Source organism: Marinobacter changyiensis, from assembly GCF_009193265.1.
In the GTDB taxonomy this organism is placed as follows: domain Bacteria; phylum Pseudomonadota; class Gammaproteobacteria; order Pseudomonadales; family Oleiphilaceae; genus Marinobacter; species Marinobacter changyiensis.
This window is the reverse complement of sequence record NZ_VZZZ01000006.1, coordinates 200,732-220,938: the sequence shown is the minus strand read 5'-3', so window position 1 is coordinate 220,938 and position 20,207 is coordinate 200,732. Positions and strand designations below refer to the sequence as shown.

Here is a 20,207-nt window from a genome sequence, read left to right as displayed (position 1 = left end):
CGGACACTGACAGGCAATAACAAATCCTGGAGCACAGGCCATGGCCCGGTCTTTCGTGCTCCTGTTTTTTTGTCTGTTGATGGTAACGATGGCGCATGCAGAGCCGGATGAACAGCAGCGGGCATTGATTCAGGAGTTGTTTCCCAAGGCGACCCGTATCGAGAACAAGCTGTCCGATTACCCTGTTTACCCGGTGTATCAGCTCAGTCAACTGCTCGGCTACGCCTATGAAAGCAAATACATCACCAGCCTGACAGGGTACTCCGGCAAGCCCATCGACCTGATGATCGGTATTGATGTGGACGGCCACTTCACTGGCGTCCATGTGATCAACCACCATGAGCCGGTATTTCTCCACGGCCTGGGTGAAGCGCCGTTATTCGAGTTTGTGGATCAGTACAAGGGCCGTTCGCTGACTGAGCATATAGTGGTCAACAGCAGGAAAGCGGGCAGCGATGCGGGCGGAGACAACGGCGTGGTCTATTTTGATGGCGTTACCTCGGCCACCATTTCAGTCATTATCATTAACGACACCATTTTATCGTCCGCCCTGAAAGTGGCCCGCAACAAGCTGGAAGCCTTTGCCCAGGCTCCGGCCGCGCGGCCAAAGGCCGATCTCTATGAGCCCTTGACCTGGCAGCAGATGCTGGATCGGGATTATGTGGGGCGCTGGCGCATGTCTCTTGAGGAAGCAGAAGCGGAAATCGGCAGCAGCCTGGACAATTACCCGGAAGTCCCCCAGCCGGAGCCGGGCGAGGAGTTTACAGATATTCACTTCGCCTACGTCAGCGCACCGATGATCGGGCGTAACCTGCTCGGCGACGAACGCTTTCGATGGTTGACCGACAACCTCAAGCCTGGCGAGCAGATGCTGGCGGTGATGTCGCGGGGGTTGTTCACTCATGTTCCCGATGATTTCAGGCCGGGCACCGTGCCCGGACGACTTCTGCTGGAGCAAAGTGACCTGGTAGTGGAGTTGCGGGACATGAACCGGCTGGACAGCGAAACCCGGCTGATGGCCGAGGGTATGCCGGAGTTCGAAAAAGTCCACCTGTTCAAAATGGGCGGCAGCGGCGGCTTCAATCCGGGTGCGGAGGCGCAACTGGTGCTGACGCTCTCACTGCCCAAGAATCATCTGGTGGTCGACCGGGTGACCTTCAAGAAGTCGCTGCACTTGCCCCAGGAATTGTTCGAGCTTGTAGAGACCGAACAGCCGGTGGTTCGTCAGGCCGCCTGGGTTGGTTTGTGGCTGGACCGATGGGTCCAGATCACGATTCTGGTGATCAGCCTGGTGGTGCTGACGGTCTTTTTTGCGCGCCAGCAGTATTTCAGTCGCTACCCCAAACTGGTGCATCGTTTTCGCTGGGGTTTTCTGTTCTTCACGCTGTTTTTTATTGGCTTTTATGCCCAGGGCCAGCTTTCGGTGGTGAATATCTTCACCCTGTTCCAGTCGATCTGGGACGGCTTCGAAATTGGCGTGTTCCTGCTGGACCCGGTGATTTTCATCCTCTGGATTTACACCTTCATCAGCCTTTTTATCTGGGGGCGAGGTCTGTTCTGTGGCTGGCTGTGTCCGTTTGGCGCGCTGCAGGAAATGGCGTCCTGGCTGGGCAAGAAACTGAACATCAGGCAAAGACATGTGCCTGAGAACTGGCACCGTCGGCTCATCAGCCTGAAATATCTGATCCTGGTCGGCCTGCTGGGTACCTCGTTCTATTCCCTGACACTGGCGGAACAACTGGCGGAAGTGGAGCCTTTCAAAACCAGCATCACCCTGTTCTTCTGGCGCTACTGGCCGTTTGTGGTTTACGCGGTGGGGTTGCTGGTGGTGGGGATGTTCGTGCATAAATTCTTCTGCCGCTACCTGTGCCCGCTGGGCGCTGGTCTGGCGGTACTGGGACGGTTCCGGCTGTTCAGCTGGCTGGAGCGGATCAAACTCTGCGGCTCACCCTGTCAGCTTTGCAAGAAACGCTGCGAGATCAACGCCATCCGCACCGATGGCCGGATCGACTACAACGAATGCATCCAGTGCCTGGAATGTGTCGTGATCCTGAGGGATGACAGCCAGTGCGTGGACGCATTGGTGCGACAGAAACAACAGCGCCGGGGGGAGATTCTGGCGGTTGAAGTGGGGTGATAGTTCGGTGACCCGGTTTCAGGCTGCTAGAAAAACAGGCCTTTTATCACCAGCCCAGTACCGGACACCACCAGCAGCACTCGGCACATTCGGGTGAAGGTCTCGCCATCAAAGCGTTTTTGAATGGTGTGTCCCAACTGAACCCCGACCCAGGCCGCAGGCACCATTGCCAGGGCAATCCACAGCAGGCGCACTTCCCAGAAACCGTTAAGGCTGTAGGGCACCACCTTGACCAGATTCATCACCCCGAACAATACCGCAGCCGTGCCGAGCCATTGCAGTTTGGCCAGCTCCCGGCCCAGAAAATAGACATTGATGGGCGGCCCACCAGCATGGATCAGGGTGCTGGTAAGCCCGGAAACCACGCCCCAGAACCAGCCGGCTTGCTGGAACCGACGCAGGGTCCCGGAAACCTGCTGCCAACTGGCGAACACTATTGAAATTCCACCGGTGATCAGTTCCAGCGCGGAATTGGACAACATCCCCATGACCAGACCACCCAGTATGATGCCTGCCAGCGCGGCCGGTACAATGCGCTTGAGCGTCTCCAGGGACGCGTGTTTGCGATATATGTGGATGGTTTTTACATCCATGAACAACAGTACCGGCAGCATGATTACCGTTGCCATGGGCAGGGGAATCACCAGTGCCATTAATGGCACCGCAAGCACCCCGGCGCCACCGGCAAAGCCCGATTTGGAAATACCGGTAATAATTACCCCAATGACAGCCAGCAACCAGAATAAGAGTGAATCGAAGGGGGCAGACATCGCAGGGAGTCTCCAGGTGAGAGGGCGAAGGCATCGTCAGTCCAAAAGGGCGGTTATCCTGATGGATGGCAGGAGATTTGTCTATTGGAGGTTCTGATGGTTACTCTTGGAGGCAACAACACTCTGACAGGTCAGCAAACGATGACAGAAACCTCGGTCCAGCCGTTTATTTTCCGATTCCGCGTCCGCTATGGGGAATGCGATGCCCAGGGTGTGGTGTTCAATGCCCGCTACGCTGATTTCGTCGATATTACCGTCAACGAGTATATCCGGACCCTGTTCGGGGATTACCAGAATATGCTGGCTCAGGATCTGGATATCCAGGTGGTGAGCCTGACACTGAACTGGAAGGCCCCGGCCAGATTTGATGATGTGCTCGAAGCCCGGCTGTTTCCGGGGCGGGTAGGCAATACCTCGTTTACCTTACATCTTGAATTTTTCCGTTATAGTGAGTCCGATCCGGTGTTGGACGCGGATATAACCTATGTGCTGATCCGGCCTTCCGAGATGGCGAAAACGGCTATTTCAGACCAGGTTCGGGGGCTGCTTGAACAGGGTGGGCCCGGCGTCGTGATCAGTCACGCCGGTGAGGACATAGGTTTTGATTAAAAATTGTGCTATATTCCCCGCCGTTTTTGTGATAAATCAAGCCGCTGTCCCACTCACTCTGACGTCGGATGCGACAAGGAGCCCCGGTCACTACTATGCAGTCAGCCAAGCCGCTTTTTGATTACCCCAAGTACTGGGCCGAATGTTTCGGGCTGTCGACTTTTCTGCCGATGAATCGGGAAGAGATGGACCAGTTGGGCTGGGACAGCTGTGACATCATTATCGTGACCGGTGATGCCTACGTGGACCATCCTTCCTTTGGCATGGCGGTTATCGGTCGGTTGCTGGAAGGCCAGGGCTTTCGGGTGGGTATCATTGCGCAGCCGGACTGGCACTCGGTAGATGACTTCCTGAAACTGGGTAAGCCCAACCTGTTTTTCGGCGTGGCGGCGGGCAACATGGATTCCATGATCAACCGTTACACCGCCGACCGCAAAGTGCGCTCAGACGACGCCTACACGCCCGGCGGTATGGGTGGCAAACGGCCGGACCGTGCCAGCCTGATCTATACCCACCGTTGTAAGGAAGCCTACGGCGATGTGCCGGTGGTCCTGGGCGGCATAGAAGCCTCGCTGCGGCGCATTGCCCATTACGACTACTGGCAGGACAAGGTTCGCAAGTCCATCCTGATCGATTCCGGCGCGGATATCCTGCTCTACGGCAATGCGGAGAGGGCAATCGCTGATGTGGCTAACCGTCTGTCCCTGGGGCATCCGGTGGAAACCATCACCGACGTTCGCGGCACCGCGTTTGTGCGTAAAGACGTGATCGAAGGCTTTTATGAACTGGATTCCACCCGTGTTGACCGTCCGGGCCGGGTCGACAAGATTCTCAGCCCTTATATCAACACCCAGGAACTGGAAAGCTGCGCCTCCACCCAGGCCGACGGCCCGCAGATGGAAAGCGATGAGACCGTTGTGGTGGACTTGCTGCCGAGTTCGAAAGTAACCCGGGGCAATACCGTTATCCGCCTGCCGTCCTTTGAAAAAGTCCGCAATGATCCGGTGCTCTATGCTCATGCGAACCGGGTGCTGCATCAGGAGACCAATCCCGGCAACGCCCGGGCGATGGTGCAGAAGCACGGCGATCAGGACATCTGGTTCAACCCGCCGGCAATTCCGCTGACCACCGAAGAAATGGATTACGTCTTTGATCAGCCTTTTGCCCGGGTGCCGCATCCGTCTTACGGTAAGGCTAAAATTCCGGCTTATGACATGATCCGGTTTTCGGTCAATATCATGCGGGGCTGTTTTGGTGGCTGTACCTTCTGCTCCATCACGGAACACGAAGGCCGGATCATCCAGAACCGTTCGGAAGATTCCATCCTGCGGGAAATCGAAGCCATGCGGGACAAAGTGCCGGGCTTCACTGGCGTGGTCTCTGATCTGGGCGGTCCGACAGCCAATATGTATCGTATTGCCTGCAAATCCCGGGAGATCGAATCCGCCTGCCGCAAGCCGTCCTGCGTTTATCCCGGCATCTGTGAAAACCTGAACACCGACCATTCGGCGCTGATCCAGCTTTACCGCAATGCCCGTGAGTTGCCCGGCGTCAAGAAGGTACTGATTGCCTCCGGCCTGCGCTATGACCTGGCAGTGGAATCACCGGAATACGTCAAGGAACTGGTGACCCACCACGTGGGCGGGTATCTCAAGATTGCGCCGGAGCACACCGAAGAAGGCGTGCTGGATAAAATGATGAAGCCGGGTATCGGCAGTTACGACCGCTTCAAGCAGATGTTCGAGAAATATTCGAAAGAGGCGGGTAAGGAGCAGTACCTGATTCCCTACTTCATTGCCGCCCATCCTGGCACCACCGATGAAGACATGATGAATCTGGCATTGTGGCTTAAAGCCAAAGGCTTCCGGGCAGACCAGGTACAGGCGTTTTACCCGTCGCCGATGGCGACCGCCACTACCATGTATCACACCGCCCGCAATCCGCTGCGCAAGGTAACCTACAAGTCCGAGAAAGTGGGCTCGGTGAAAGATCCCCAGCAACGCCGCTTGCACAAGGCCTTCCTGCGCTACCACGACGCCAAGAACTGGCCAATGTTGCGGGAGGCTCTCATGGCTATGGGCCGGGCGGACCTGATTGGTGACGGCAAGCACCAGCTGATCCCGAAATACCAACCGGCCACCGAGGGTTACCACAGCGCCCGGCGCAAGAACTCTACCCCTGCTGGCGGCGGCAAAGCCGCTAAGCCGTTGCTGACCCAGCACACCGGGCTGCCGCCACGCTCCACCGATGGCAGCGCTCCGAGGCCAGCGCGCGGGCCTGTAAAAGCTCGCGGTAGAACAGGCAAGGTTGCGCGGCAGAAGCCGGTTCGTAGTTAATAACGGATAAACGGACTGGGCAAGGTAAAGTAGCTAAGCAAAGGCCGGTTCGTAGTTAATTGGTTTGAGTATCCAGCGTGCCGGGTTAAGCAGGTGGGTGAGGGTTTCCAAAACACGCTGTAAATACGTCCATGTACGCTTGGGCTCCGCCCCTCAGTGCTTATAGCTCCTGCATCGCACTGAGGGTCCAGGGCTGGCCATCCTTGGCCAGCCCGTGAAGATCTATCGATCTTCACCCATGGCTCCGCACGGTTTTGGAAACCCTCACCCACCTGCTTTTTGTCTTCCAGCTAAGGTGGCATATCTAGTCAGCCTGCAGTATCCAGCCGTTCTTTCCCCGCTTTCACTTTCAGTCTCTCGATACAGTCCGCAAACACCCGGCTGATTCGGGTCTGATCGTGGATCATTGCTATTTGAGGCCAGGTCGCCTGTTCACCCAGTTTGATAAACATGTTGAGGTCTTTCTGATCCGGATTCGACAGTACCTTGCGGTAGAGCATGGGCCGGAACGGAAACTGGATGTTGATGTCGCCCAGATAGGGTTGGGTCGCCATCGCATGCGCCTGCTCGAGAAACGGCCGCAGTACCCCGAGGGACCAGGAGTTGCGGGTCAGTTCCAGTGTTGTGGCGACCGGCGCATGCAGAAGTGACGCCGCCGCTTGCTTGAGAGATGCCTTGGCCCCCCGTTCGTGGTGGTGACTGATGAACGGCAGAATGTGCGGGTTGGCCTGGCTGACGATGGTGCGGTTGACGTTATGCAGTCGCGCCATGCGCATTAATGGTAAATCACCGTGGACACTGCCATCGATCCAGCGCTCGGTGGGCATGTAGGGTTTGCCCTCGCTGATACCCCGGCTGGCATTCCGGGCCTGGAGTGTGACCGGCGGGTACACCCCTGGCACCGCGCAAGACGCCAGAATGGCCGAATCAATCAACACTTCGGGCGACGCCATGTTGTTCAGCAGCCGGGGTTTCTGCCGGGTGCGGGTGGGCGATACCGAGATATTCAGGGTGCGCCCGCTATGCTCGAAAGCCTCCCGAAAGCTGACCTGGCCAATATTGGCATGGATGTGTTCCAGGAGCTGGCGTTGGTCCATCGCATGGCGCTTCTGCCAGATTCGGCCGGGTTCCAGCCAGCGGAACGCATCAAGATGAATGTAGCCGGGCTCGAAAAAGAAGCGTTCCAGCTCGGTGTTGTCACGGGTGCAGATAGCGCCAGCGACAATGGCGCCCATGCTGGAGCCGGCGATTACGTCCGGTAGCAGATTTTGCTGCCAGAGTGCCCGGGTTACACCGATGTGATAGATCCCGAAGGCCGCACCGCCGCTGAGCATCAGTGCGGGCTGGCCATACACCCGCTCGGCATCCCGGAAAAGAGCCAGTTTCTGCGCTTCGGAAACTCCCGGCATCGGATGGTCGCAGATAAAGTTCATGGAGTGTTCGACTTCGTCCAGAAACTCGCCGGCCAGATACTTGGTGCCGGTGCGAGCGACCGCGTACAGGTCGGGGTTGGCCAGCTCCCCCAGATGCCGGTATAGGCTTTCCTGCAGTACCCGAGTCAGAGCCCGGGTGTCTCCCCGTTCGCGACATTGGGCCATGGCCTGCATGTGCTCGCGAATCAGTGTGTCATGCAGTAGTTCTGTGCCGCCCGACTCCCGCCATTCGAGCAGTCCTTCCACCTCATCGAGCGCCTCTGCAGCGGCATACCACTGCTCGTAAGTGAGAGCCTCGGTGAGATGACTTTGTAGTTGCTTATGTTGCTTTTTCGAGTTTTTCATAACCGATACGATACATCAGATTGGGTGCAATCAGATATTAATGACCGCGGGAATACCCCTTTAAAGCTTCGCGACTGAAGTCGCTCCTACAGGGACCCCGCCAAGGTGCTTCGGTTGTGGTAGGAGCGGTTTCAACCGCGATCAGGGCAGCGCCTTCGCACCGATTCGCGACTGGAGTCGCTCCTACAGGGACCCCGCCAAGGTGCTTCGGTTATTGTAGGAGCGGTTTTAACCGCGATAATATGGCAATGCGAACAGATGCAGACGTTGGCCAAAGGCTTAAAAATATGTTGATCAAAAAAGGCGCCAGGCAATGTTAACGAAGGCGTCCGCCTGCATTTGCGGCAGCGGGAAATTGTATGCCGATTGCTGTGAGCGCTATCACCAAGGCGAGCCAGCTCCCACGCCCGAAGCTCTGATGCGCTCACGTTATTGTGCCTTCGGAAATGGGCTGGCGGATTATCTGCTGGCTACCTGGCACCCGGACACCCGTCCGGCGCACCTCGATCTCGCGGATTCACCCGATTGGGCATCGTTACAGATTCTGGCCGCTGATCAGGATGGCGATATTGGCAAAGTTCATTTTCGTGCCATTTACCGAACGGGCACAGGCTGGGGATATCTGGAGGAGCATTCAGACTTCATTCGTGAGAACGGCCGCTGGCTCTATGTAAGCGGCAGCCCTCGCGAAGGTCAGCTCAAACCGGGCCGAAACGACCTGTGTCCCTGTGGCAGCGGTCGGAAGTTCAAGGCGTGTTGCCTGTAAGGCGTCACCGGTTAGCGGGCCAGAAGGACCGGGCACTGTGCCTTGTGGATAACGCGCTGGCTGACGCTGCCGACAAAAATCTCCTTTACTGATGAAAGCCCGCGACGCCCGATGACGATCATGGCACCCGGTTCGCTTTTCGCGTGATCGACTATCGCTTCTGCGGGTTGTCCGGCGAGTACCTTATCTTCAATGGCAATATCGTTGTCGCCAATGGATTTTCGAGCGGCTTCAAACGTTCTTGCTGCGGCTTTATCCCGCAATTTTTCGAACTCGCCCGCAGCGAAATACTTCATTTCCTTGGGATTCATGACTTCGCTGGGTACGCCAAACATATCCATGGGTGTCGCAGGAAAGACGAAAAGCAGCCGCAGGGGGATATTCAATTTACGGGCAAAGCTGGCAGCCAACTGGGCAGCAGCGCCAGCCCCATTGGAACCATCCACAGGCACCAATAATAGCTTCGGAATCTCATTCATGATTTCTGATCTCCTATAATCACGGGCAGCTCATATCACGCCGGGAAAGTTCGTAGAGTGCGCTCTCCCGTAAAGTATAGGAAAGCACCTGTCACCGGGTATTGATCTGCAGCAAGTTGAGTCAGGTAGTTCACTTTTATATAGTAGTCAGCCTGCAGTGATAACTTCAAGCATTCGGATCTGGTCCAGAGTTTGCTGTTTTTCACTGCGCCATTGCCTGGAGATGACCTCAAGCTGTTTCATGGCTTCCTCCGGTACAGCTGCTGCCAGATAAGAGCGTGAAAATTCGTCGAGAAAGTTGATCTGGACGCAAAGATCCTGGAAGTGCCCTAGCATCTCCTGGCGCTTTTTCAGCTGTTTGAGAGTGGCTCCGAAGGCAGCTTTGTCGAGTTCCGCCAGATACCGGATTCGCTTGACCAATTTGCGTAGTTTATGGACTTCCCCGTCGGGCGACGTACTGGAAAGCTGCCGGAGAAGGGTATTGTGTTGATTTATCCGTTGCTCCAGCACACCCTGAACGGCGTCGCTGCCGAGATGGCCAAGCAAGTTCCGGAATTTATCTGATGTTATCAGGCTGCGCCATTGGGTCAGATCATCCCGGTAGGCCCGGGTATGCATCTGATCGCTCAGGTGTCTGTGTTCGTCATGAGCCCGGATTCTGAAAAACGTCATCACCCGCCCCTGACGCAGAGCCTCGGCACCACTCGGGTCCTGCTGTTGCCGGGACAGGACACCGAGGAATACATCCAGATCTCTTGACTGGCTGGTGGCCTGACCCCGACGCTTAAGAACTTTGACCGTCTTTTTCAAAGTTTTATCGCCGGTGATTTCAACCAGTGATTCAGCAATCGCCCGGCTGCGACGAATATTTATGCGGTACTGATGCAGGAATTCCGGGTCGTGGCCCGCCTTTACGCCGGCTTCCAGTGCTCTTATCAGGCGGTACTGATACTCCAGCACCAGGGGGATGCGGGACTTCAATGACGGATTATGGATTACTGGCGGCGCTGGCGCTTTGCGCTTGAACAGTGTGTAGCTGGCAACTTTGGGCGTGAGCTGATTCAGGACCTTGCCACTGTGCTTGCGGATTTTCTTCCAGGAGTTTGTCGGTAATTCAAGATGAAGAGCTCCACCGGTGGGTAGCCGTTTGGGGGCATCCCCGGCAAGGTGGCGTGCCAGCTCCAGCAGTGCCGGGTTGTGCCCGATGATGGTGATGCTGTGTCCCAGCTTGCCATGCAGCGCCAGCCATTTCAGCAAATCACTGGCCTCAAAGGTGTACAGGTCGTCTCGCAGGTGCACTCGCTGGGCCAGATTCTCCCCGGGTAACTGTTCCATCAGCCCCTCGATGGTTTCGCGTGCACGGCAGGCCCCACTGGCATAAACCGGACCATCAAGCGCTCCAAGCTTCAACAGGGGTGCTGCGATAGCTGCCACCTGACGGCGTCCGCGGCGGTTGAGTGGACGGTCCCGATCACCGAGGGTCTCGTCCGACCAGCTGGATTTGGCGTGGCGTACCAGGTAGAGGTGCTTCATCAAGGTGCTCGCTTGCAGAGAGTTGGCCCAAATGGACACTAGTGTCAGATGCTATACCCCAAAAGGCATGAACTGCCAGCAGTTGCTTGCGTGGGCGGCCTCTTGGTTTACACTGGAGGCCAGTTGTTAACTTAAACTTTTCAGAAGGGTCTGATTTTGGAGTCCAGCAAAGCGGCGCATTCCCAAAAACTCCTGTTGTTCAATCTTGCAGGCCAGAAATCCTTCGCCATTGGTACCCTGAAGATCCGGGAAATCATGCCTTTCGTCCGGTTGACCAGACTTCCTCACAGCCACTTTGCCGTTATCGGTACCACGTCATTCCGTGGCGCGGCCCTGCCGGTTATTGATATGGCTGCTGCGGTGGGTTACCCCGCGCTCAGCGATGAAGAGAAACGCAAGGGTTCCATCATTGTGACCGACATTCAGCGCAAGGAAATCGGCTTCCTGGTACGTAATGTCCGGAACATCGTGGAGGCCAACTGGAAAAACGTCATGCCCCCGCCTACGGCTCTGGGTAACCGGGCATTCGTCACCGGGCTGATAGATATTGAAGGCGAGATTATCCAGCTATTGGACGTGGAGCTGTTGTTGTCCATGGTTTACCCGGCGTCTGTAGATCTGACGGATGTGGTACTGACGGAGGTGCAAGGCGAGTCGTTGAACGCCCAGAATATCCTGCTGGTGGATGACTCACACGTAGCCCGAAAACAGTTGTCGGATTTGCTGGATAGCCAGAATATCGCCTATCAGGTAACCACCAATGGTCGGGAAGCGCTCAAGATCATGCTGGCCGCTGCCGAAGACAATAAGCCCATCGACATTCTGGTCAGCGACATCGAGATGCCGGAGCTTGACGGCTATGAGCTGGCCTTTAATATCCGTGACAACGCCTCCCTCAAACAGCCCTACGTCATTCTTCACACGTCGCTGAACAGTGAAATGAGCCTGAGCTACGCCAACCAGGTGGGTGCCAATGAGGCACTGACCAAGTTTGACGCAGAGGAGTTATTGCAGGCCATGCTCCGTGGTACACAAACGACGGCCAGGGACACGAGGGTGACGCAATGAATGCGTTGATGAAAACCGTGTTGAGTCTGCTGGCAGGATGTCTATTGGCTTTTCTGGCTTACTGGATCATCTCGCGGCCCGCGTTCGGAGAGCTACTGCCACCAGCGGCGCCGTGGTTGGCCGCTGCATTGCACTTTGTGATCGGGGCACTCTGGGCCCGCCAGAAATTATCTGGCGCACCCCAACCTGCAGAGGGTGGGGATCAAAATCTCTGAGAGCACATCCGTGTCGCCTTATCGCCAGGTTTCGGCCAGGCATCAAGGGAAACCGCTAGGATCAGGTGGGATGTCGTCATTCAGGGGTTCTTGATGAACGTGCCGACACCTTGATTCAAAGTGTCGGCAGTAGCCGTGACATCAGCGAGTCCCTGCGAAAGCAATCGATCTCCATGAGGCAACTGACGTCACGGTTTCACACCTCGGCCGACCAGGCCTGAGAACCCTGTCAGGCACTGGACGTTTTCCCGGTCTGTGCGCTTGGGGCGGTTTTCGTTGTCGCAGGCTTTTTCTGCACCGCTGCCGGTCTGGTTTTGTGTGAGATCGGCGTGGGTGGAGCCGGCTCATTTTTCAGGTAAGCTCCCGGGGCCGGTTCGATGATCGGCAACTCGCCTTCTCCCGGCTGACGGGCATCTACTTCGCCGCCGCCAAACTGCGCCACCCAATTGACCCAGTCCGGCCACCAGGAACCCTCGAATTCCGACGCACCTTTCAGCCAGTCCTCGGGGTATACCTCGGGTGCCTCGTTAATACGATAGCCGTACTTTTTCTGGGCTGGCGGATTGATGATGCCGGCAATGTGTCCTGACCCCCCGAGCACAAAGCGTACCGGCCCGCCCAGGTATCGGGAACCCTGGTAACAGGACACCCAGGGCGCGATATGATCCTCAATGGCAGAAGCAAAATAGCTGGGCACCTCTACCTGCCCCAGATCAATGGGAACGCCCGCCAGCTCAATGCCACCGGGTACTTTCAGCAGGTTATTGAGATACATGTTGCGCAGGTAAAAGCTGTGCATGGCGGCCGGTAGCCGGGTGGAGTCTGAATTCCAGTAGAGCAGGTCGAACGGTGGCGTGTCCCGCCCCAACAGATAGTTGTTCACAAAGAACGACCATATCAGGTTGTTGGCGCGCAGCATGTTAAAGGCAGACGCCATTGAAGAGCCTTCCAGGAAACCCTGTTTCTTCATGGCTTTTTCGAGTTTCTTTATCATGTCTTCGTCAATAAAGACGGACAGGTCACCCACGTCGGAAAAGTCCAGCATGCTATTCAGGAAGGTTGCGCTCTTGACCCGGTCGTCGCCCTTGGCGGCCAACCAGGCCAGAGTGCATGCCAGCAAAGTGCCGCCGATGCAATAACCGACAGTGTTGACCTCACGCTCCCCAGTGGCTTTTTCAATCGCGTCCAGAGCAGCGACTGGCCCCTCCAGCATGTAGTCCTCGAAGTGCTTATGAGCATGCGCTTTGCCCGGATTGACCCAGGAAATCACGAACACAGAATGCCCTTGCTCGACCCAGTAACGGATGAAGGATTTTTTCTCCCCCAGGTCCAGAATGTAGTACTTGTTGATCCAGGGAGGCACCACGAGCAACGGCCTGCGATGGACTTTCTCAGTCGTGGGCCGGTACTGGATCAGTTGCATCATCTCATTCTGGAAAACCACGTCGCCCGGGGTATTGGCGAGATTTTCACCTACCGTAAAGGCATCCGGGTCGGACATGCGGAACGAGACCTGGCCATCGGCTTCGTCCAGATCCCGCAGCAGGTTTGCCAGCCCCCGCAACAGATTGCGGCCCCGGGTGCGGACGGTTGCCCGCAGGACTTCCGGGTTGCTGATAATAAAATTACTCGGGGCCAGGGCATCGGTGACCTGGCCGGTAAAGAAGCGCAGTTTCCGTTTGTCCTGTTCGTCCAGATCCCGAACATCTTCGATGGTATCCATGATCCACCGGTTCGACATCAGGTAGGCTTGTTCGATGAAATTGAACACGCCAGGCTCATGCCAGGCCTGGTCACGGAACCGCCCGTCCCCCCGCTCGGGCGCCGTGATGCGCAAAGGCTCCTTGGCGACCAGGCTGGTGAGGGCTCCGGAACCGAGAATGGTGGCATTCTGAATCAGCCGCATTTGTGCGGCGATCAGAGTGTCGGGCTGGGTGGCCAGTTTTCCGGACAGCCGGAAGAACGGTTTTACAATGCTCTTGAGGCTGGCCGGGTTGGGGCGGCCACCTTTGAGCCGCCGAACTACGGATCGCGCCAGCAACCTGCTGCCATGGCGGCCGGCCCGTACGATGGATTTGCCCACAACGTTGGGTTCAAACCCGTCAGTGGTGGTGGTTTTGACAGCTTTTGCAGACATCGGGGTATGCTCCGCTTTACATGTAAACGCCGCCATTGACGTTAATTTGCTGACCGGTGATGTAATCACCTTCGGCTGCGATAAAGACCACAGCCCGGGCGATTTCCTCAGGTTGACCAAAACGCCCCATCGGCACCCGCTCCATGATCTTTTCACGGATATTTTCCGGCACCTGTCCAAGCATTTCGGTTTCCGTAAAGCCCGGGGCAATAGCGTTGACGGTGATGTTGTACTTGGCTGTTTCCAGCGCAAGGGTTTTGGTGAACGCGATGATACCACCCTTACTGGCGGCATAGTTGGCCTGGCCAAAGTTACCGGCCTGGCCGACGAAGGAGGTGATGTTCACGATACGACCGTATTTCTGCTTCATCATGATTTCCAGCACTTCGGAACAGGTGGCGTAAACGCTTCCCAGGTTGGTGTTGAGAACCTCGTTCCAGTCATCGTCAGTGAGCTTTTTCATGGTCTTGTCGCGGGTGATGCCCGCGTTGTTGACCAGTATGTCAACCCGGCCCCATTCCTCGTGCACTTTGCGAATCAGGTTTCTGGCCGCAGTCATGTCAGACAGGTCGGCCTGAATGGCCATCGCGCGAACACCTAATTCTTCGAGTTCCTTGATGGTAGCGTCCGCTTCTTCCTGGCGGGAGCGGTAGTTAATGGCTACATCCGCACCACGCTTGGCGAGCAGAAGCGAAATGTGCCGGCCGATACCACGGGAACCACCTGTAACAATCGCAACTTTTCCTTTGAGGTCCTGCATTTCATTCTCCCCTTTGTTATTTTTTGACAGCTTGGGGCAACGGCGATTAGTGGCCAGAAGCCCTCATTTCAAGCTAGCAGAGCAAAGGGGCTCTCACAAGGAGGTTGTGTGATATAGGTTGTTACGAAGCTCTAATAAATTTGTGAAGGCGAGGCGCAATCTCATTCCGCCAGCGACGCCCGTTGAAGACCCCGTAGTGACCGACCCCCGGTTGCAGGTGATGTACGCGCCTCGAGTCCGGCACACTGCTGCACAGTGCGTGGGCGGCTTTGGTCTGGCCAGGGCTTGAAATGTCGTCCTTTTCGCCTTCTATGGTCATCAGGGCAGTGTCCTGGATGGCGGCAGGGTTGACCAACCGGCCGCGATATTTAAAGCAGCCGCGGGCCAGATGGAATTCCTGGAAGACCCGCTGGATAGTATCCAGATAATAAGTCTCAGGCAGGTCCATGACCGCCAGGTATTCATCGTAGAAGTCCCGGTGACGGGTGACTTCCTCAACATTGTCATCACGGATGGAACGGAACAGCCCGCGGTAGGCATCCACGTGACGATCAAAGTTCATGTTGATGAACCCGGAAAGTTGCAGAAAGCCCGGGTAGACCCGGCGCATGGCGCCTGCGTAAGGCACGGGTACGGTGTAAATGAGGTTGCGTTTGAACCAGGAGAGCGGGTGTTTGGTTGCCAGCTCACAGGGGGCAGTAGGATCGACACGGCCGTCTACAGGCCCGCTCATCAGCGCCAGTGAACGTGGCGCAGCCGGGTGCTGGTCCTCCGCCATGATGGCGGTCGCAGCCAGCACCGGAACCACCGGCTGACAGACCGCCAGAACGTGGGTGTCCGGCCCCAGATGGGCAATGAAATCAATAACGTAATCGATATAGTCGTCCAGCCCGAAGCTGCCCTCGGTAACCGGCACCAGACAGGCATCGCGCCAGTCGGTAATGTAAACGTCATGCTCTGGCAGCATGGCTTCCACTGTGCCTCTGAGCAGGGAAGCGAAGTGGCCCGAAAGCGGCGCGACAATCAGCAGTTTCGGGTCGTCCGGGCGTTCGGTCTGGCGGTCAAAATGCTTGAGCTGACCGAAGGGCTTGCGCTTGGCAATGCGCTCTTTGACCTGGACGGTTTCGCCGTCACAGATGGTCGTATCGAGGTTAAACGCCGGCTTTGGATAGCGGCGGGTCAGGTCACTGAAAACGCCAAATGCTGACGCCACGCTCCGGCTGCCCGGGATGCGGGAGGCCGGGTTGAGCGGATGACGTAGCAAGGAGCTTTGAGCTTTGGCCATCAGACGCATGGGCGTCAAAGCGGCACGGCTCATTTCGTGGGCGTAATACATCATAGGCAAAATCCTGCTTATAAAATGAACAGTCTACGCTCATTTTCACCCCCTCACCAGAAGGCCCCGGGGTGCTAATGAGCATTTTGTGAAGCAGCCTGACGGTTTTGCGTTGCTTGCGCTAGCCGTCACCCGACGGACGGTCGGGTGCAAACCACCAGGCGGGCAATAGTCCCCGGACCTCCGGTTGCAGAAACCGATCATCAATCAACCAGATAACACCTTTGTCTTCCGGTGTGCGAATTACCCGGCCTGCCGCCTGGGCGACTTTCTGGATGCCGGGAATCAGGTAGGTGTAGGCGTAGCCCTCTCGGAACCGCTTATCGAGTCTCTGCTTGAGCACCTGGTGCCAGGCATCGAACGGCGGCAGGCCGAGGGTCGCAACGAAAGCGCCGATCAGCCGGTCGCCGGGCAAGTCGATGCCCTCACTGAAGATGCCACCCAGGACCGCAAAGGCGACCCCGCGGCTGCCAGTGGAAAACCCCTCCAGGAAGGCAGTCCGGTCCTCAGGGGACATCCCCGGTTGCTGGGCGCGCACCGGAACATCGGGTGCCTGTGCAGTCATTTCACCAAGCACGTCACGGAGGTAGGCAAAACTGCTGAAAAACGCCAGGTAGTTACCGGGCTGCTCACGATACTGCCGGCAGATCAGTTGGGCAACAGGTTCAAGCGATCGCTGACGGTGGGCCTGCCGGGTGCTGATGCCCGGGGTGAAGTTAACCGACAGCTGCTGCGCTGCGAACGGACTGGCAACAGCCTGGAAAAAAGTGTCTTCCGGCATGCCGAGCAGGTCCCGGTAATAGCGTCCGGGGGAGAGGGTGGCAGAGAACAGCAACACACTGGCGGCGGCCTCAAAACGCCCGGTCAGGAAATCCGCCGGTATCAGGTTCTGCAGGGTGAGCCTGGCTTTGCCGCGCGCCCGGCGTTGAAACTCGCACAGCGAGTGATCACCGAAGACATCCGCCAGCCGCCTGAAGGCGAGGCTTTCGAACATCAGCTCCTGCAGGGCCAGATCCGGGGGGTTGTCCGTGAGGTAATCGGTGAGGGCCGACACCAGCCGGTCAAGGCTGTTCAACAAAGCGCCGGGCAGAGCGTCCAGAAAGATCGCCTCGTGGTCTCCGGGTGGCGTCTCCCGGACCAGCGCCTGCCAGGCCCGGGCGGTGGTGTCCATAGGCTTTTTCAGTACCTTTGGCGCGTTGCGTCGGGTTTTCAGCAGCCGGGCCTGGCTGAGCTCCACCGAGTACATACCCCGGGCCCGGTCCACCAGGTTGTGGGCCTCGTCAATCAGTACGCTGGCCCGCCACTCGTTCTGTCTGATCAGGGCGTGGAGCAGGGCGGATTGATCAAACATGCGGTTAACATCGGTAATCACCAGGTCGCACCAGCGGGCCATTTCCTGGGCCAGGAAATAGGGGCACAGCTGATGGAGCCTTGCGATGTCTGCCAGTGCGGTCTGGCTGAGGATGCCGGGATGGCTCGCGGCAGACTGACGCGCGGCCGGCAAGCGGTCAAAAAAGCCTTTGGCCAACGGGCAGGCATCACCGTGGCAGGCTTTGTCCGGATGTTCACAGGCGTCATCCTTGGAGACCAACTCAAGGACCCGCAGAGGTAATGGCTCAGACTGCTTCGAGTTCAGCAGGGTGATGGCGTCGAGCGCCATGTGACGTACGGTATTGCGACTGGTGAGATAGTACAGGCGATCGTGCCCGGCGGTGGGCATGGCCATCAGCGCCGGGAACAGGGTGCCGAGGGTTTTGCCGGAACCGGTGGGCGCTTCCAGTAACAAGCGCTGGTTGCGAACACTGTTCTTGTAGACCGTAGCTGCCAGCTCCCGCTGTTGCGGGCGAAAGTTGGTGAAGGGAAACGTCAGGGTTGCCAGGGCGCAATCTCGCCGGAGTCGATGTTGCTGCTCCTGGGCCGCCCAGTCCCGGTAGCGGGCACACAGCGCTTCCAATTCCTGCCACAGCTCATCTGCCGTCGCGTGTTCTGCTATCGGGCTTTCCTTGTCCTTGCTGAGGTCGTAGTAAATCAGCACCAGTTCGAGCTTTCTGAGCTTTTCCAGGCGGCAGAGCAGCGCCCCATACGCTCTCAGTTGCGCCCGGTGCAATGCTCGCTGGGCGGGCCGCACCCGGGCCAGGTCACCGCGGTGGGTTTTGATCTCTTCCAGCCGTTTTTTATAGGGTTCATAGCCATCGGCCCGCCCGGAGACCAACAGCCCCCCGCACTGACCGGAAAGCGGGACCTCCGCCCGGTAGCCTGCGCCGCGCCGGTTTTGCACGGCGCTGTGGCCGCTGATGCCTTCCTCCGGCGTCGGGGCCGGTGTGTAACGCAAATCGAGATCGCCGCTCCGGGCGGCAAACTCGCACAGGGTGCGGACGGCAACTTTGATGGGTGCATCGATGGGTGCATCGGTCACAGACGATGTATTAGTCACGAGGTGGGTGCCCAGCGCACGTAACAGACGGAGACCGGGATATTCCGAGCCACGCAGAATTCCAGCCATTGTTGCTGGTGATCCTGGAGCCGGTCACCGGGGCCTTTGACTTCAATCATTTCGTAGCGTTGCCCCGGGTCGTCATTGCCGGGATCAAACCGGATCAGGTCGGGCAGGCCGCTGCGGTGTTCCCTCAGGTTGAGGAGCAGACGCTGAAACATCTGTTTCAGATGCGCCGCCGGGATGCAGGCCAGGGCAAGATCAATCAGATCTCGGGACAACACCGGCCAGACCAGAAACGAGCAAGCGATACCCTGTTTCTGCTGCCAGGTGGTCAGGATACGGGTTTGGTAGGCCCCGGAGTCCAGCAAGCCCAGGCAATCGCTGAACAGATCGGCCCTACGAGTGACAAAATCCTCCCGATACAAATCTACCGGCCCGATGTGAAAGGGATGGAAAAACGCTCCTGGCACGGGGGCGAACAGTGCCTCCCAGCACAGCAGCCCGAACAGGCCGTTAATCAGGGTATTTTCAACGTAAGCCACCGGACTGTGTGGGTCCTGGAGGGCTTCTGATACTGCCCATTCCACCGATTGCCCCGGCATGGGCGACAGCCGTAACGAGAACGCGGGTACGGATGGTCGCGCAGGCGGACTGACCAGCGGCTCGTGGAGTTTGGCAGCCAGGCGTTTGATGATCCGCTCCAGCCCGCGCGCTTCCCCGGGCCTGACGGTAGCTGTGGTAATGGCTTGCTGGGCGACTTGCCAGGCCTTTTGGTAAGCCTTCTGTCGCTCCAGCAAGCGCAGATATCGAAGACGGGCCTCGCGATGCCCGCTTGCATCATAGGCCTGCAGCGCCAGCTCGTGAACGTTTGCCCGTTCCGCCAGCTTGCCGAACTCAAAGAGCAGACGGCTGCGGCGACTCTCCAGCCAGGGGTTGTCGGAGTTGGAGGGAATATCCGGCCACACATCTGATGGATGTTCGCCGGCGTCCAGTCGCTCCCGGCAGTGCTGCATACGGAGGTAACAGTCCACATCGGCGCGTTCATCAAAGGCCCTGGATTCCGGCGAGAAGGCCACCGGTTCATAACGCTGGTGGCCGAGCTCAACCAATACAAAGTCCGACCAGGTCTGACGCAGATTGCCGAAAAACATCAGCCGCACCCGGTCAAACAGGGCCATGTCCAACAAGCGCAACACCTCGGTTGCCCGGGACAGTCCCCAGGCGTCAGGTGGTTGGGGATCTGGAACGATCGGAATAAGGGCCGTCCGCATGGCGGATTTATTGGCGTTGCGGGGTATACCGGCCTGTTCCAGCAGCGGTGCCAGGGCCTCGCGAAGCTCGGGCAGGGTAATCAGACGGAACAGCTCGTCGACGCTCAGGGGCGGGTTCTGCTGCAACCACCGGGCAGTGGTCAACTCCTTCGCTGCGCAGGTAACGGGGGCTCCCAGCTCGGGGTAGTTCAGGCGGTCAACACGAAAGTGCTCGCCCGAGCGCATCACCATCCGCGCCAGTAGTGCCCTGGCCGGTTGACTGAGGCTGTCCAGCGAGTCGAGTTTCTTGCGCTCCTCCGGCAATAACAAGTCAGCATGGCGAGAACGGACCCAGCCAATGAGCGTGTCAAAGTTTTCCAGATAGTAGAGCGGGTTGTCGAGATCAGCAGCTTTCAAGATTTTCCTGTCAAATCGTCCCGGTAACCGGTGTCAGTTATTGTCGCCATAGAGCTATTCGCCGCAGACGTGAATGCGCTTATCATGGTAACCATACTATCAGTAATTGCTTACGGTGCCGCTCGGCACCGTGCCTTTACGCCAGGGCAACGGTAGGGTTAATTTGATGGGTCTTTGCT

The 20,207-nt window shown here is 57.6% G+C and carries 15 protein-coding genes; 6 read left to right on the top strand and 9 right to left on the bottom strand.

From position 1 onward, the window contains the following. Nucleotides 1–40 precede the first annotated feature (40 nt). Nucleotides 41–2,137 (top strand): NosR/NirI family protein, encoded by a 2,097-nt coding sequence (locus F6Y09_RS16780; protein ID WP_152208093.1) that lies wholly within the window; start codon nt 41–43, stop codon nt 2,135–2,137. Nucleotides 2,138–2,163: 26 nt separating this feature from the next. Here the strand turns inward: F6Y09_RS16780 and F6Y09_RS16775 are convergent, their stop codons facing one another. Continuing rightward, a complete protein-coding gene (locus F6Y09_RS16775) occupies nt 2,164–2,907 on the bottom strand; it encodes a sulfite exporter TauE/SafE family protein (protein WP_152208092.1) in 744 nt (247 codons plus the stop codon). A 96-nt stretch (nt 2,908–3,003) separates the two neighbouring features. Between F6Y09_RS16775 and F6Y09_RS16770 the strand changes: the two genes are divergently transcribed. Both F6Y09_RS16770 and F6Y09_RS16765 read left to right on the top strand, forming a co-directional pair. Then, the gene (locus F6Y09_RS16770; protein ID WP_246180575.1) at nt 3,004–3,516 is read left to right on the top strand and encodes an acyl-CoA thioesterase; all 513 of its coding nucleotides are present in this window, start codon (nt 3,004–3,006) and stop codon (nt 3,514–3,516) included. A gap of 95 nt (nt 3,517–3,611) precedes the next feature. Beyond that, the gene (locus F6Y09_RS16765; protein WP_152208091.1) at nt 3,612–5,852 is read left to right on the top strand and encodes a YgiQ family radical SAM protein; all 2,241 of its coding nucleotides are present in this window, start codon (nt 3,612–3,614) and stop codon (nt 5,850–5,852) included. 308 nt (nt 5,853–6,160) lie between these two features. Here F6Y09_RS16765 and F6Y09_RS16760 read toward each other — a convergent pair whose 3' ends face one another. Then, entirely contained in the window at nt 6,161–7,630 is a 1,470-nt protein-coding gene (locus tag F6Y09_RS16760) for a DUF3336 domain-containing protein (protein ID WP_152208090.1), read from the bottom strand. A gap of 313 nt (nt 7,631–7,943) precedes the next feature. Between F6Y09_RS16760 and F6Y09_RS16755 the strand changes: the two genes are divergently transcribed. Then, complete coding sequence (locus tag F6Y09_RS16755) at nt 7,944–8,396, top strand: YchJ family protein (RefSeq protein WP_152208089.1); 453 nt, start codon at nt 7,944–7,946, stop codon at nt 8,394–8,396. Between the two features lie 11 nt (nt 8,397–8,407). Here the strand turns inward: F6Y09_RS16755 and F6Y09_RS16750 are convergent, their stop codons facing one another. Next, complete coding sequence (locus F6Y09_RS16750; RefSeq protein WP_152208088.1) at nt 8,408–8,875, bottom strand: universal stress protein; 468 nt, start codon at nt 8,873–8,875, stop codon at nt 8,408–8,410. 147 nt (nt 8,876–9,022) lie between these two features. Then, complete coding sequence (locus tag F6Y09_RS16745; protein WP_152208087.1) at nt 9,023–10,408, bottom strand: CHAD domain-containing protein; 1,386 nt, start codon at nt 10,406–10,408, stop codon at nt 9,023–9,025. Between the two features lie 153 nt (nt 10,409–10,561). Between F6Y09_RS16745 and F6Y09_RS16740 the strand changes: the two genes are divergently transcribed. Then, nucleotides 10,562–11,476, top strand: a complete 915-nt coding sequence (locus F6Y09_RS16740; RefSeq protein ID WP_152208086.1) for a chemotaxis protein — start codon at nt 10,562–10,564, stop codon at nt 11,474–11,476. After that, the gene (locus F6Y09_RS16735; RefSeq protein ID WP_152208085.1) at nt 11,473–11,691 is read left to right on the top strand and encodes a hypothetical protein; all 219 of its coding nucleotides are present in this window, start codon (nt 11,473–11,475) and stop codon (nt 11,689–11,691) included. The genes F6Y09_RS16740 and F6Y09_RS16735 overlap by 4 nt, the downstream gene beginning before the upstream one ends. 229 nt (nt 11,692–11,920) lie before the next feature. Here the strand turns inward: F6Y09_RS16735 and F6Y09_RS16730 are convergent, their stop codons facing one another. The 5 genes from F6Y09_RS16730 to F6Y09_RS16710 all read right to left on the bottom strand — a co-directional run bounded on the left by F6Y09_RS16730 (nt 11,921) and on the right by F6Y09_RS16710 (nt 20,028). After that, nucleotides 11,921–13,828: a PHA/PHB synthase family protein gene (locus F6Y09_RS16730; protein ID WP_152208084.1), complete on the bottom strand. Its 1,908-nt coding sequence runs from the start codon at nt 13,826–13,828 to the stop codon at nt 11,921–11,923. A gap of 16 nt (nt 13,829–13,844) precedes the next feature. Further along, nucleotides 13,845–14,588 (bottom strand): 3-oxoacyl-[acyl-carrier-protein] reductase, encoded by a 744-nt coding sequence (gene fabG / locus F6Y09_RS16725; protein ID WP_152208083.1) that lies wholly within the window; start codon nt 14,586–14,588, stop codon nt 13,845–13,847. Between the two features lie 121 nt (nt 14,589–14,709). Then, nucleotides 14,710–15,927, bottom strand: coding sequence for a polyhydroxyalkanoate depolymerase (locus tag F6Y09_RS16720; protein ID WP_152208082.1), 1,218 nt, complete (start codon nt 15,925–15,927; stop codon nt 14,710–14,712). 118 nt (nt 15,928–16,045) lie between these two features. Continuing rightward, nucleotides 16,046–18,313, bottom strand: a complete 2,268-nt coding sequence (locus F6Y09_RS16715) for an ATP-dependent DNA helicase (RefSeq protein WP_152208303.1) — start codon at nt 18,311–18,313, stop codon at nt 16,046–16,048. Between the two features lie 41 nt (nt 18,314–18,354). After that, the gene (locus F6Y09_RS16710; RefSeq protein WP_246180574.1) at nt 18,355–20,028 is read right to left on the bottom strand and encodes a VRR-NUC domain-containing protein; all 1,674 of its coding nucleotides are present in this window, start codon (nt 20,026–20,028) and stop codon (nt 18,355–18,357) included. Between the last annotated feature and the right edge of the window lie 179 nt (nt 20,029–20,207).